The following is a 12831-nucleotide window of genomic DNA, read 5'->3' as shown; positions in this document are numbered from 1 at the left end:
CGTTCAGGGGGCGTCATGACTCAGCAGGAATTTCTCTCGCGTCGCCAGGCGCTGTTGGCGCAGATGCAGCCAGGCAGCGCGGCGCTGATTTTCGCCGCACCGGAAGCGGTACGCAGTGCAGATTCGGAATATCCCTACCGGCAGAACAGCGATTTTTGGTACTTCACCGGCTTCAACGAACCGGAAGCGCTGCTGGTGTTGATTAAAAGCGATGAAACCCACAACCATAGCGTGCTGTTCAACCGGGTTCGCGATCTGACCGCTGAGATCTGGTTCGGTCGCCGTCTGGGCCAGGAGGCCGCGCCGGCGAAGCTTGGCGTTGACCGGGCGCTGGCGTTCAGCGAAATCAACCAGCAGCTGTATCAGCTGCTCAACGGTCTGGACGCTATCTATTTCGCCCAGGGCGAATATGCCTATGCCGATGAGATTGTGTTCAACGCCCTCGAAAAACTACGCAAAGGCTCGCGCCAGAACCTGCAGGCGCCGAACTCGGTCATCGACTGGCGGCCCATTGTGCATGAGATGCGCCTGTTCAAATCGGCGGAAGAGCTGGCCGTGATGCGCCGCGCCGGTGAAATTAGCGCTCTGGCCCATACCCGGGCGATGGAAAAATGCCGCCCAGGCATGTTCGAGTATCAGCTGGAAGGCGAAATTCTTCATGAATTCAATCGCCACGGCGCGCGTTTCCCTTCCTATAACACCATCGTTGGCGGCGGCGAAAACGGCTGCATTCTGCACTACACCGAAAATGAATCTGAACTGCGCGACGGCGATCTGGTGTTGATTGACGCCGGCTGCGAGTATCGCGGCTACGCCGGCGACATTACCCGCACCTTCCCGGTGAACGGCAAATTCAGCCAGCCGCAGCGCGAAATCTACGATATCGTGCTGGAATCGCTGGAGACCGCGCTGGAACTCTACCGCCCGGGCACCTCAATCTGCCAGGTGAATCAGGAAGTGGTGCGCATCATGATCACCGGCCTGGTGCGGCTCGGGATCCTCAAAGGCGAGGTTGACGAGCTGATCGCCAACAACGCCCACCGCCCGTACTTTATGCACGGTCTGAGCCACTGGCTGGGGCTGGATGTGCACGATGTCGGTAATTACGACACCGACCGTTCGCGCGTCCTGGAACCGGGAATGGTGCTGACCGTCGAGCCGGGGCTGTATATCGCCGCCGACGCCGACGTACCGGCGCAGTATCGCGGCATCGGCATTCGTATTGAAGATGACATCGTGATTACTGAAGACGGCAACGAAAATCTCACCGCCGGCGTGGTGAAGAAGGCGGATGAGATCGAGGCGCTGATGGCGGCGGCGCGCCAGTCATGAGCGTGCTGATTGTCGGCGGCGGGATGACCGGCGCGACGCTCGCCCTGGCCATCTCCCGTATGACCGGCGGCGCGCTGCCGGTCCATCTGATTGAGGCGCAGGATCCCCAGTCGGCTCGCCATCCCGGCTTCGACGACCGGGCGATCGCCCTGGCCGCCGGCACCTGCCAGCAACTGGCGCGCATCGGCGTCTGGCAACGTCTCGCCGAGCGGGCGACGCCTATCCAGCGGGTACACGTCAGCGACCGCGGCCATGCTGGTTTTGTGAATCTGGCGGCGGCGGATTATAGCCTGTCGGCGCTGGGTCAGGTGGTTGAACTCCACGATGTCGGCCAGCGACTGTTTAGCCTGCTGCGCGAGGCACCGGGCGTGACGCTACATTGCCCGGCGAAAGTGGAAGCGGTCAGTCGCAGCCAGGAGAGCGTCAGCCTTACCCTTGAGGGGGGCGAAACGATCAGCGGTAAGCTGCTGGTGGCGGCGGACGGTTCGCGTTCGTCGCTGGGCGCCCGCTGCGGCATCAGCTGGCAACAGCAGCCCTATGAGCAACTGGCGATTATCGCCAACGTGAGCACCGCGCTGCCCCACGAAGGCCGCGCGTTCGAACGTTTTACCGAGCATGGCCCGCTGGCGATGCTGCCGATGTCGCAAGGGCGCTGCTCGCTGGTGTGGTGTCATCCGCAGTCGCGCCGCGATGAGGTGCTGAGCTGGTCTGACGAACGTTTTTGTCAGGAGCTGCAGCAGGCGTTCGGCTGGCGGCTGGGGCGCATTACTCACGCCGGGAAGCGCAGCGTCTATCCGCTGGCTCTCACCACCGCCAGCCGCGCGGTGTCGCACCGCCTGGCGCTGGTCGGCAACGCGGCGCAGACGCTGCACCCGATTGCCGGGCAGGGCTTTAATCTCGGCCTGCGCGATGTGATGAGCCTGGCGGAGCTGCTCGCTGACGCCCATCTCAGCGGCGAAGATGTCGGCCATTATCCGCTGCTGTGTCGCTATCAGGCGCGCAGGGCAGGGGATAAAGCCGCCACCATCGGCGTGACCGATGGGCTGGTGCATCTGTTTGCCAACCGTTGGACGCCGCTGGTGGCGGGGCGCAATGTCGGTCTGATGGCCATGGAATTATTTACCCCGGCGCGCGATGCGCTGGCGCAGCGTACCCTCGGTTGGGTTCCCCGTTAAGGAGTAGAACGTGCAAAGTGTTGATGTTGCCATTGTTGGCGGTGGAATGGTGGGGCTGGCGGTAGCCTGCGGTTTACAGGGCAGCGGCCTGCGCGTCGCGGTGCTGGAGAAAGCGGAGCCGCAGCCGCTGGCCGCCGATGCGCCGCCGGCGCTGCGCGTGTCGGCAATTAACGCCGCCAGCGAAAAGCTACTGACCCGCATCGGCGTCTGGTCAGAGATCGTCGCCCAGCGCGCCAGCTGCTATCACGGAATGGAAGTGTGGGACAAAGACAGCTTCGGCCGCATTAGCTTTGATGACCAGAGCATGGGCTTCAGCCATCTGGGCCACATTATTGAAAACGCTGTGGTGCATTATGCGCTGTGGCAGAAGGCGCAGCGCTGCGCCGACGTCACCCTGCTGGCGCCTGCGCAACTGCAGCAGGTGGCGTGGGGCGAGAATGAAGCCTTTCTCAGCCTGCAGGACGGCAGCATGCTCACCGCGCGGCTGGTGATCGGCGCCGATGGTGCCAATTCATGGCTGCGCAATAAAGCCGATATTCCGCTGACTTTCTGGGATTACCATCATCATGCGCTGGTGGCGACCATCCGTACCGCTGAGCCGCATCAGGCGGTGGCCCGCCAGGCGTTCCATGGCGACGGGATCCTCGCCTTCCTGCCGCTCTGCGATCCGCATCTGTGCTCGATCGTCTGGTCGCTGTCGCCGGCGGAGGCGCAGCGGATGCAGGAGGCTGATGAAGCCACCTTTAATCAGGCGTTGAATATCGCCTTCGATAATGGCCTTGGCCTCTGCCAGCTGGAAAGCGCACGTGAAGTCTTCCCGCTGACCGGCCGCTATGCCCGCCAGTTCGCCGCCCACCGCCTGGCGCTGGTCGGCGATGCCGCGCATACCATCCACCCGCTGGCCGGGCAGGGCGTCAATCTCGGCTTTATGGATGCCGCCGAGCTTATTGACGAACTGAAGCGCCTGCACGCCCAGGGCAAGGATATCGGCCAGCATCTTTATCTGCGCCGCTACGAGCGTAGCCGCAAGCACAGCGCCGCGCTGATGCTGGCGGGCATGCAGGGCTTCCGCGACATGTTTTCCGGTAGCCATCCGGCGAAGAAATTCATCCGCGACATGGGGCTGAAACTGGCCGATACGCTGCCGGGCGTGAAACCGCAGCTGATTCGCCAGGCGATGGGCCTCAACGATCTGCCTGCCTGGTTACGTTAACCGCGTCACACTTCTTTCACCCGGCCTGCGCGCCGGGTTTTCCCCCTCATTTGAAATATTCTAATTTCACCTCTTTTTTCGCATTAGATTTATTAATGCGTCCTTTTTTTTGTTAAAGAAATTAGGACGATAAAATCGCACAAAACACCATCATTCCCTAATCAGTGCCGCCTTAATGTTAATTTTATGTGGCATAAATCGCTTTTTTCCAGTCAATAACTCTGTAGGCTTTTCGGCGGATTTTAGTCATAAGCTAATGTGATGCTCTGAATGAGCTTATGGTTTAGTGCCGGGTTCGGTGGTAAGTTCAGGCAAAAGAGAACGTTTGCGTCGGCGTTCGTCAGCGATGCCGACACCCGATTTCGTGGCGAAAAATCGCCGACAATCTTGTGGCTGGTTCCGTTTTTATTCGATGAGGAAAAGATGGCTCAACAGACTCCGTTGTATGAACAACACACGCTGTGCGGCGCGCGCATGGTGGATTTCCATGGCTGGATGATGCCGCTGCATTACGGATCCCAGATTGATGAGCACCATGCGGTGCGCGGCGACGCAGGCATGTTCGATGTGTCGCATATGACCATCGTTGATTTCCATGGCAGCCGGACCAGAGAGTTCTTGCGCTATTTGCTGGCCAACGACGTGGCGAAGCTCACCACCCCAGGCAAAGCGCTCTACACCGGCATGCTGACCGCCTCCGCCGGCGTCATCGACGACCTGATTGTCTATTTCCTCTCTGAAGATTATTTCCGCCTCGTTGTTAACTCCGCCACCCGCGAAAAAGACCTCGCCTGGATTTCCGAACAAGCTGAACCCTACGGCCTCGAAATCATCGTCCGCGACGATCTGTCGCTGATCGCGGTCCAGGGTCCGCAGGCGAAAGCGAAGGCGGCGACGCTTTTTACCGACGCGCAGCGTCAGGCCGTGGAAGGTATGAAGCCGTTCTTCGGCGTGCAGGCCGGCGAGCTGTTTATCGCCACCACAGGCTATACCGGCGAAGCGGGCTATGAAATCGCCATGCCGAACGAGCAGGCGGCGGATTTCTGGCGCGGTCTGCTGGACGCTGGCGTTAAGCCATGCGGTCTCGGCGCGCGCGATACCCTGCGCCTGGAGGCCGGAATGAACCTGTATGGCCAGGAGATGGACGAAGGCGTCTCTCCGCTGGCGGCGAATATGGGCTGGACTATCGCCTGGGAACCGGCGGATCGTAACTTTATCGGTCGCGAAGCGCTGGAGATGCAGCGTGAAAAGGGCACCGAACAGCTGGTTGGCCTGGTGATGACTGAGAAAGGCGTCCTGCGCGGCGGCCTGCCGGTGCGCTTTACCGATAGCGACGGTAACCAAAAAGAAGGCATTATCACCAGCGGCACCTTCTCGCCGACGCTGGGCTACAGCATCGCGCTGGCTCGCGTGCCGGCCGGGATTGGCGACACCGCGGTGGTGCAAATTCGTAACCGTGAAATGCCGGTAAAAGTGACTAAACCTGGTTTTGTACGCAATGGCAAAGCCATTGTGTGATTTCCCTTTTTTGGAGATGAATTGATGAGCAACGTACCAGCAGAACTGAAATACAGCAAAGAACACGAATGGCTGCGTAAAGAAGCGGACGGCACCTATACCGTCGGGATCACCGAGCATGCGCAGGAGCTGCTGGGCGATATGGTATTCGTTGATCTGCCGGAAGTGGGCGCCACCGTCGAAGCGGGCGCCGATTGCGCGGTTGCCGAATCCGTGAAAGCGGCTTCCGATATTTATGCCCCGATTAGCGGTGAAATCGTTGCCGTTAACGAAGAGCTGAACGACTCGCCGGAACTGGTCAACAGCGACCCGTACACCGACGGCTGGATCTTCAAGATCAAAGCCAGCGACGAAGCGCAGGTTGCCGCGCTGCTGGATGCCGCCGCGTATGAAGCTCTGTTAGAAGACGAATAAATACGCGTCATCCTTCACGCTGCAGGGGCGTTGGCTTCCTGCCGCGCGAATGATTTTGCGTATTCCGGCCCGGTAAGCATCAGCGCTTGCCGGGCAAACCAGTCAGACAATCACGATTCACCGCACGTTTCAGGAACCATCGCTCATGACTCAGACTTTAAGTCAGCTTGAAAACCGCGACGCCTTTATTGAACGTCACATTGGCCCGGACGCTCAGCAGCAGCAAGAGATGCTGAAGACCGTCGGCGCGGATTCGCTTAACGCCCTGATCGGCCAGATTGTGCCGCAGGATATCCAGCTGGCGACCCCACCGCAGGTGGGCGACGCGACAACCGAATTCGCCGCGCTGGCAGAGCTGAAGGCGATCGCCGGTCGCAACAAGCGCTTCAAGTCTTACATCGGCATGGGCTACACCGCCGTGCAGCTGCCGCCGGTTATTCAGCGCAACATGCTGGAAAATCCGGGCTGGTATACCGCCTATACCCCTTACCAGCCGGAAGTCTCCCAGGGCCGCCTGGAATCGCTGCTCAACTTCCAGCAGGTCACTCTCGATCTCACCGGGCTGGATATCGCTTCCGCTTCGCTGCTCGATGAAGCGACCGCCGCCGCCGAAGCGATGGCGATGGCCAAACGCGTCAGCAAACTGAAAAACGCCAACCGCTTCTTCGTTGCCGCCGATGTCCATCCGCAAACCCTGGACGTGGTGCGCACCCGTGCGGAAACCTTCGGCTTCGACGTGATCGTCGATGACGCCGACAAAGTGCTCGATCACCAGGATGTCTTCGGTGTGCTGCTGCAGCAGGTGGGCACCACCGGCGAAATCCACGATTACAGCAAACTAATCGCCGAGCTGAAAGCGCGCAAAGTGATAGTCAGCGTCGCCGCCGACTTTATGGCGCTGGTGCTGCTGACGGCGCCGGGCAAGCAGGGCGCGGATATCGTCTTCGGCTCCGCCCAACGCTTCGGCGTGCCGATGGGCTACGGCGGCCCACACGCGGCCTTCTTCGCAGCGAAAGATGAATTCAAACGCTCCATGCCGGGCCGGATTATCGGCGTATCGAAAGATGCGGCGGGTAACACCGCGCTGCGCATGGCGATGCAGACTCGCGAACAGCACATCCGCCGCGAGAAAGCGAACTCCAACATTTGTACCTCGCAGGTGCTGCTGGCCAACATCGCCAGCTTGTACGCGGTTTTCCACGGCCCGGCGGGTCTGAAACGTATCGCAGGCCGCATTCATCGCCTGACCGACATTCTGGCCGACGGCCTGCAGAAGAAAGGGCTGAAGCTGCGCCATGCGCACTACTTCGACACCCTGTGCGTGGAAGTGGCGGATAAAGCCGCGGTGCTGGCGCGTGCCGAAGCCCTGCAGATTAACCTGCGCAGCGATATTCACGGCGCGGTGGGCATTACGCTCGACGAAGCAACCACCCGCGAAGACGTGCTCAACCTGTTCCGCGCCATCGTCGGCGACGATCATGGTCTGGACATTGATACCCTGGATAAAGACGTGGCGCTGGACAGCCGTTCCATCCCGGCGGCGATGCTGCGCGACGATGCGATCCTCACCCATCCGGTGTTCAACCGCTACCACAGCGAGACCGAGATGATGCGCTACATGCACGCCCTGGAGCGTAAAGATCTGGCGCTGAACCAGGCGATGATCCCGCTGGGTTCCTGCACCATGAAGCTGAACGCCGCGGCGGAGATGATCCCGATCACCTGGCCGGAATTCGCTGAGCTGCACCCGTTCTGCCCGGTCGAGCAGGCGGAAGGGTATCACCAGATGATCGCCCAGCTCTCCGACTGGCTGGTGAAACTGACCGGCTATGACGCCGTCTGCATGCAGCCGAACTCCGGCGCGCAGGGCGAATATGCTGGCCTGCTGGCGATTCGCCACTATCACGAGAGCCGCAACGAAGGCCATCGCGATATCTGCCTGATCCCAAGCTCCGCGCACGGCACCAACCCGGCTTCCGCGCAGATGGCGGGTATGCAGGTGGTGGTGGTTGCGTGCGACAAAAACGGCAATATCGATCTCGCTGACCTGCGTGAAAAAGCAGAGCAGGCGGGGGCGAATCTCTCCTGCATCATGGTCACCTATCCGTCGACCCACGGCGTATATGAAGAGACCATTCGCGAAGTGTGCGAGATCGTGCACCAGTTCGGCGGCCAGGTTTACCTTGACGGCGCTAACATGAACGCCCAGGTCGGGATCACCTCTCCGGGCTATATCGGCGCCGACGTTTCGCACCTCAACCTGCATAAAACGTTCTGCATTCCGCACGGCGGCGGCGGCCCGGGTATGGGCCCAATCGGCGTGAAAGCGCACCTGGCGCCGTTCGTGCCGGGTCACAGCGTGGTGCAGATTGAAGGGATGTTGACCCATCAGGGCGCGGTTTCCGCCGCGCCGTTCGGCAGCGCGTCCATCCTGCCGATCAGCTGGATGTATATTCGCATGATGGGCGCGGAAGGGCTGAAGCAGGCGAGCCAGAACGCGATCCTTAACGCCAACTACATCGCTACCCGTCTGAAAGACGCCTACCCGGTGCTCTACACCGGTCGCGATGGTCGCGTGGCGCACGAATGTATTCTCGATATTCGTCCGCTGAAAGAAGAGACCGGCATTAGCGAACTGGATATCGCCAAGCGTCTGATCGACTTTGGCTTCCATGCGCCAACCATGTCCTTCCCGGTAGCGGGTACGCTGATGGTTGAGCCGACGGAATCGGAAAGCAAAGTGGAGCTGGACCGCTTTATCGACGCGATGCTGGCGATCCGCGCTGAAATCGACCGCGTCAAAGCCGGTGAATGGCCGCTGGAAGACAACCCGCTGGTGAACGCACCGCACACCCAGGGCGAGCTGGTGGGCGAGTGGAACCATCCGTACAGCCGCGAGCTGGCGGTATTCCCGGCTGGGTTGCACAACAAGTACTGGCCGACGGTGAAACGTCTGGATGATGTCTACGGCGACCGCAACCTGTTCTGCTCCTGCGTACCGATGAGCGAATACCAGTAAGTTTGCGTTTTAGCTAAACTTTTAAAGGCGCTGCGGCGCCTTTATTTTTTTGGAGGGAAGGTATGGGAATAGCTCTTATTAGCGGCTCGAGCCGCGGCATAGGCCGGGCGACGGCGCTGCTGCTGGCGCAGGAAGGGTATACCGTGGCGGTCAATTACCATCACAACATTAACGCCGCCACCGAGGTGGTGAATACCATTGTGTCGTCTGGCGGCAAAGCCACGGCGCTGCGGGCGGACATCAGCGATGAAGCGCAGGTGATGGCGATGTTTGAGGCGATTGACCGCATGGGCGAGCCGCTGACGGCGCTGGTCAACAACGCCGGGATCCTCTTTACCCAGTGTACGGTGGAGAGCCTGAGCGCCGAGCGCATTAACCGCGTGCTGGCGACCAACGTCACCGGCTATTTCCTCTGCTGCCGCGAGGCGGTCAAGCGCATGGCGCATCGGCATGGCGGTAAGGGCGGGGCGATAGTTAACGTGTCGTCGGCGGCGTCGCGCCTTGGCGCGCCGGGGGAGTACATTGACTATGCCGCGTCGAAAGGGGCGGTAGATACCCTGACCACCGGGCTGGCGCTGGAGGTGGCGGCGCAGGGGATCCGGGTCAACGGCGTCCGTCCGGGGCTGATTTATACCGAAATGCACGCCTCCGGCGGTGAACCGGGGCGCGTGGATCGAGTGAAAGGTTCGCTACCGATGCGGCGCGGCGGCCAGCCGGAAGAGGTCGCTCAGGCCATTGCCTGGCTGCTGAGCGACAAAGCGTCGTATGTAACGGGTAGCTTCCTTGAACTGGCGGGCGGGAAATAACCCGTAGATGTCTATTGCCCGGCGGCGCTGCGCTTGCCGGCCCTACGGGGTCAAAGCCGAATGGTAGGCCGGGTGGCGGATACGCCTTACCCGGCATAAAAACCGCTAAAGCCCGACGGTCTACCAGGGGGCCGGCCACAGCCTCAGTACCCGTAGCCCGGCTAAGCGCAGCGCGAGCCGGGTAACCCGGCGGCCTACCAGGAGGCCAGCCACAGCCGCAGGCGCATTCCCCAACTGCTGGTCCAGCCGGTGGTAACCGACTTTACCTCGCCTTGAGAAATCACCACCAGCGTTGGCGTCACCCGAATATCCCACTGCCGCGCCAGCTGGCCGCTCGGGTCATTTACCGTCGGCAGCGTCAGTTTCTTTCTGGCAAGCCACGTCTCCAGCGCGGCGTTATCGCCGGAGCGCAGGGCCACCGTCAGCACATTGCCGCCGTCGGCGGCAAGCGATGCCACCGACGGCGTGGTGTAGCGACAAACTCCGCACCAGGTGGCCCAAACGTACAGCAGCAGCGGCTTTTGCTGGCTCATGGCGTTCAGATCCACCGTCCTGCCGTCGAGGGCGTGCAGCGATGTGGCGCTGACGTTTTGCGGCAGCGCGGGCTGGCGAAAATAATCCACCGCCAGGCTCACCGCCGCGCCAATCAGCAGCCACACCGCCAGCTCGCGCAGCCAGCGCCTGATTTTACTGGCCACGGGCTTTCGCCAGCTGCTCTTTCACCAGCCCCTCCAGCTCATCAGCAGGGATCGCGCCGGCCACCATCTGATCGCCGATGATGGTCGCCGGGGTGCCCTGAATATTCAGCACCTGCGACAAAATCAGGTTCATCTTCAGCGAATCCATGGTCTTGTCATCGATATTTACACTATCGGTGGCGGTTTTCTTCTGCGCCGCGGCGATGCTGGCGTCATCGTGATAGCCTTTTTTCGCCATCAGCCGCTGATGCAGCGCCCAGAACTTATCGGGCTGCTGGCGCCAGGTCGATAGCGCCGCTTTGGCGGCATTGACCGAACTTTGCCCCTTGAACGGCAGCAGCTTAACGATCAGCTGAATGTCCGGGTTATCGTGGACGATTTTTTCCAGCAGCGGATCAAACTGTTTGCAGTAAGGGCAGTTGTAATCGGTAAACGAGACGATCGTCAGTTTTGGCGCTTTCGCGCCGGTGCGCGGGCTGTTCGGATCGTTAAACAGCAGCTGCGCCAGCTGGTCATTAGCGTTTGCTTGTGGTTCTTCCGCCGGGGCGGCGAAGCTGAAGGCGGATATGCACAGCAGCAATAAGGCGGTGATAGCTCTCATGTTATTTTCCTTGGGCGACGGACAGGGTGGCGAGAAGGTGTTCGCGATCTAACAGCGCAGGCAGGATCTCTCCCTGCGGCAATCCCGGTCCGTAAATCTGGTTAAACGGCACCGCAGCGCTGCCGCGAGTGGTTAAAAACTGACTAATCGTGGCGGAGGGTCGGCTCCAGTCGCCGCGCAGGGCGACCACGTCCGGCGCTAACAGCGCCTGCTGGACGTCATCGCGCAGCAGCACGTTGTATTTATTGGCTTTACAGGTCACGCACCAGTCGGCGGTGACATCAATAAACACCCGCTTATGTTCCGCCAGGGCGCTGGCGATAGCCTGCTCGCTGAGCGGCTGCCAGTTAACCCGGTCGCGGCGCGGGCCCTCGCCGTCAGATCGGGAGACTAAGGCGACGGCGCCCGCCACCACGATGGCCAGGGCGCCCGCGCGCAGCGCCGTCCGCCAGCGGTAGCGCCAGGCGGTGGCCAGCAGCAGGGCGATGGCCAGAATTACCAGCAGGGTAAGCACCGGCGTACGGCCGATGTGGATCGTCAGCAGGCTGACCAGCCATAGCGCTGAACCAAGCATCATTAGCCCCAGCAGTACGCGCAGATGATTCATCCAGCGGCCGGGACGTGGCAGTCGTTGCGCCAGCCCCGGCCAGGCAACGATCAGCAGCCACGGCAGGCTCATGCCGATCCCCATGGCGAAGAAAATGCCCCACAGCAGCGGCAGAGGCGCCACCAGCGCCACCGACACGGCGGTGCCAAGGAACGGCGCGGTGCAGGGGGTCGCCAGCAGGGTGGCGAAGGTGCCCTGCCAGAAATGGCCCATTAAGCCGTTGCCGCCGCGGGTGGCGAGGAAGGTACTGGCGCTGGAGGAGAGGCGGATTTCGAACAGCCCCAGCAGACTGGCGCTGAACAGGATCATCACCAGCGCCATGGCGCCGATAAACCACGGGCTCTGGAACTGGATCCCCCAGCCGAGCGCCTGATTACCCAGGCGTAGCGCGGTCATCATCAGCGCCAGCGCCAGGAACGAGACGACGATCCCGCACGCCGAGGCGAGGAACTGTCGGCGTACCGCGCCGCGTTCGCGATGTTCGGTTTGCACCAGCGAGCCGAGCTTCATGGCCAGCACTGGCAGCACGCAAGGCATCACATTGAGGATAAGCCCCCCGGCCAACGCCATCAGCAGCACCCAGCCTAACGTCAGCTCCGCCGCGGCGCTGCCGGCGCTGATGGCGATCTGGCTTTCCTGCGCCTGGCCGCTATCCGCCAGCACCAGCGACAAGGTTTTACCGCGCAGATCCGGTGCCGCTTCGCCCCAGCTATCGGTGACCGGTATGGTGGCGGTCAGCGTATCGCCGCGGCTGGTAAAGCTCGGCTTGCCGAAATCGACATCCTCCATGCTGTCGATAAACAGCGCTGGCTGCTGCCAGCCGGCATCGCGGCGAGCGGTCACCGTCAGTTTGCCGCTGACGTAGCTGGCGGTCAGCTGCGAAGTCAGACCATCGCCCAGCGGCAGCGTGCCCATCGCGCGGGTGAAATCGTAGCCAAAACCCTCCCCTGGCGGGGCCGTCATATCCAGCGAAAAGGGATAGTCAGTAAGAATGCAGACATTGCTGCAGGAGGATAACGTCAGTACGCCGCTGAGCGTCGGTGGTATCTTCCCGCGCAGCGTCATCGGGAAGCTGACGTCACCGTGATAGCCCTGAGTGGAAATGCCCGCGACGTCGAAGCGCTGCGGCGTCGGCCAGCGCCAGTCAACCTCCAGCGGCGTGTGCCAGGCGATAGCCGGCGCGATGCCGCCTTCCCCCGGCGAGCGCCAGTAGGTTTTCCAGCCCTTTTCCAGCGCCACGTCTAAAAGCAGGCGGGTATCGCCATTGCTCTCGGTTTGCGCCCGCAGGCGGACGCTGGCGTGTTGATTGTCGGCGGCGCGTAGCCAGCCGCTGTCGGCGGCCTGACTGACGGGCAGCCATAGCCAAAGCAGGCAGACCAGTAGTCGCCTGAATAACATAGACATAAATTTGCTCCATAAATGATGAATTAACCTGAACTGTCAGGAAA

General features: G+C 61.4%; 10 protein-coding genes. 7 read left to right on the top strand and 3 right to left on the bottom strand.

Annotated elements, in window-relative coordinates; all coding sequences use genetic code 11:
- Positions 1 to 15 precede the first annotated feature (15 nt).
- From pepP to CE636_RS10925, 7 genes are all read left to right on the top strand, one after another.
- A complete protein-coding gene (gene pepP / locus CE636_RS10955) occupies positions 16 to 1332 on the top strand; it encodes a Xaa-Pro aminopeptidase (protein WP_017899789.1) in 1317 nt (438 codons plus the stop codon).
- Positions 1329 to 2507, top strand: coding sequence for a 2-octaprenyl-6-methoxyphenyl hydroxylase (gene ubiH / locus CE636_RS10950; RefSeq protein ID WP_017899790.1), 1179 nt, complete (start codon positions 1329 to 1331; stop codon positions 2505 to 2507). The genes pepP and ubiH overlap by 4 nt, the downstream gene beginning before the upstream one ends.
- Positions 2508 to 2517: 10 nt before the next feature.
- Positions 2518 to 3720, top strand: coding sequence for an FAD-dependent 2-octaprenylphenol hydroxylase (gene ubiI / locus CE636_RS10945; RefSeq protein WP_017899791.1), 1203 nt, complete (start codon positions 2518 to 2520; stop codon positions 3718 to 3720).
- A 423-nt stretch (positions 3721 to 4143) separates the two neighbouring features.
- On the top strand, positions 4144 to 5238 hold the full coding sequence (gene gcvT, locus CE636_RS10940; RefSeq protein WP_004205303.1) for a glycine cleavage system aminomethyltransferase GcvT: 1095 nt from the start codon (positions 4144 to 4146) through the stop codon (positions 5236 to 5238).
- A gap of 24 nt (positions 5239 to 5262) precedes the next feature.
- Complete coding sequence (gene gcvH, locus CE636_RS10935) at positions 5263 to 5652, top strand: glycine cleavage system protein GcvH (protein ID WP_002916479.1); 390 nt, start codon at positions 5263 to 5265, stop codon at positions 5650 to 5652.
- 145 nt (positions 5653 to 5797) lie between these two features.
- Entirely contained in the window at positions 5798 to 8671 is a 2874-nt protein-coding gene (gcvP, locus tag CE636_RS10930; protein ID WP_017899792.1) for an aminomethyl-transferring glycine dehydrogenase, read from the top strand.
- 62 nt (positions 8672 to 8733) lie between these two features.
- Complete coding sequence (locus CE636_RS10925) at positions 8734 to 9477, top strand: SDR family oxidoreductase (protein ID WP_017899793.1); 744 nt, start codon at positions 8734 to 8736, stop codon at positions 9475 to 9477.
- Between the two features lie 194 nt (positions 9478 to 9671).
- Here CE636_RS10925 and CE636_RS10920 read toward each other — a convergent pair whose 3' ends face one another.
- From CE636_RS10920 to CE636_RS10910, 3 genes are read right to left on the bottom strand one after another with little or no spacing between them, the layout of a single operon-like run.
- Positions 9672 to 10175, bottom strand: coding sequence for a protein disulfide oxidoreductase (locus CE636_RS10920; protein WP_017899794.1), 504 nt, complete (start codon positions 10173 to 10175; stop codon positions 9672 to 9674).
- Positions 10165 to 10776 carry a DsbA family protein gene (locus CE636_RS10915; protein WP_017899795.1) on the bottom strand — a complete coding sequence of 204 codons (612 nt, stop codon included), beginning with the start codon at positions 10774 to 10776 and terminating at the stop codon, positions 10165 to 10167. Before CE636_RS10915 ends, CE636_RS10920 begins: the two co-directional genes overlap by 11 nt.
- 1 nt (position 10777) lies before the next feature.
- On the bottom strand, positions 10778 to 12787 hold the full coding sequence (locus tag CE636_RS10910) for a protein-disulfide reductase DsbD family protein (RefSeq protein WP_017899796.1): 2010 nt from the start codon (positions 12785 to 12787) through the stop codon (positions 10778 to 10780).
- Positions 12788 to 12831: the final 44 nt, after the last annotated feature.

This window comes from Klebsiella sp. LY (assembly GCF_004010915.1).
Lineage (GTDB): Bacteria > Pseudomonadota > Gammaproteobacteria > Enterobacterales > Enterobacteriaceae > Klebsiella > Klebsiella quasipneumoniae.
This window is presented reverse-complemented; position numbering and strand designations above follow the sequence as displayed.

Coding starts and splice junctions, on each gene's coding strand:
- gcvH (WP_002916479.1), top strand. CDS start 5,263: ATGAGCAACGTACCAGCAGAACTGAAATACAGCAAAGAACACGAATGG.
- CE636_RS10925 (WP_017899793.1), top strand. CDS start 8,734: ATGGGAATAGCTCTTATTAGCGGCTCGAGCCGCGGCATAGGCCGGGCG.
- CE636_RS10915 (WP_017899795.1), bottom strand. CDS start 10,776: ATGAGAGCTATCACCGCCTTATTGCTGCTGTGCATATCCGCCTTCAGC.
- gcvT (WP_004205303.1), top strand. CDS start 4,144: ATGGCTCAACAGACTCCGTTGTATGAACAACACACGCTGTGCGGCGCG.
- ubiH (WP_017899790.1), top strand. CDS start 1,329: ATGAGCGTGCTGATTGTCGGCGGCGGGATGACCGGCGCGACGCTCGCC.
- CE636_RS10910 (WP_017899796.1), bottom strand. CDS start 12,787: ATGTCTATGTTATTCAGGCGACTACTGGTCTGCCTGCTTTGGCTATGG.
- gcvP (WP_017899792.1), top strand. CDS start 5,798: ATGACTCAGACTTTAAGTCAGCTTGAAAACCGCGACGCCTTTATTGAA.
- pepP (WP_017899789.1), top strand. CDS start 16: ATGACTCAGCAGGAATTTCTCTCGCGTCGCCAGGCGCTGTTGGCGCAG.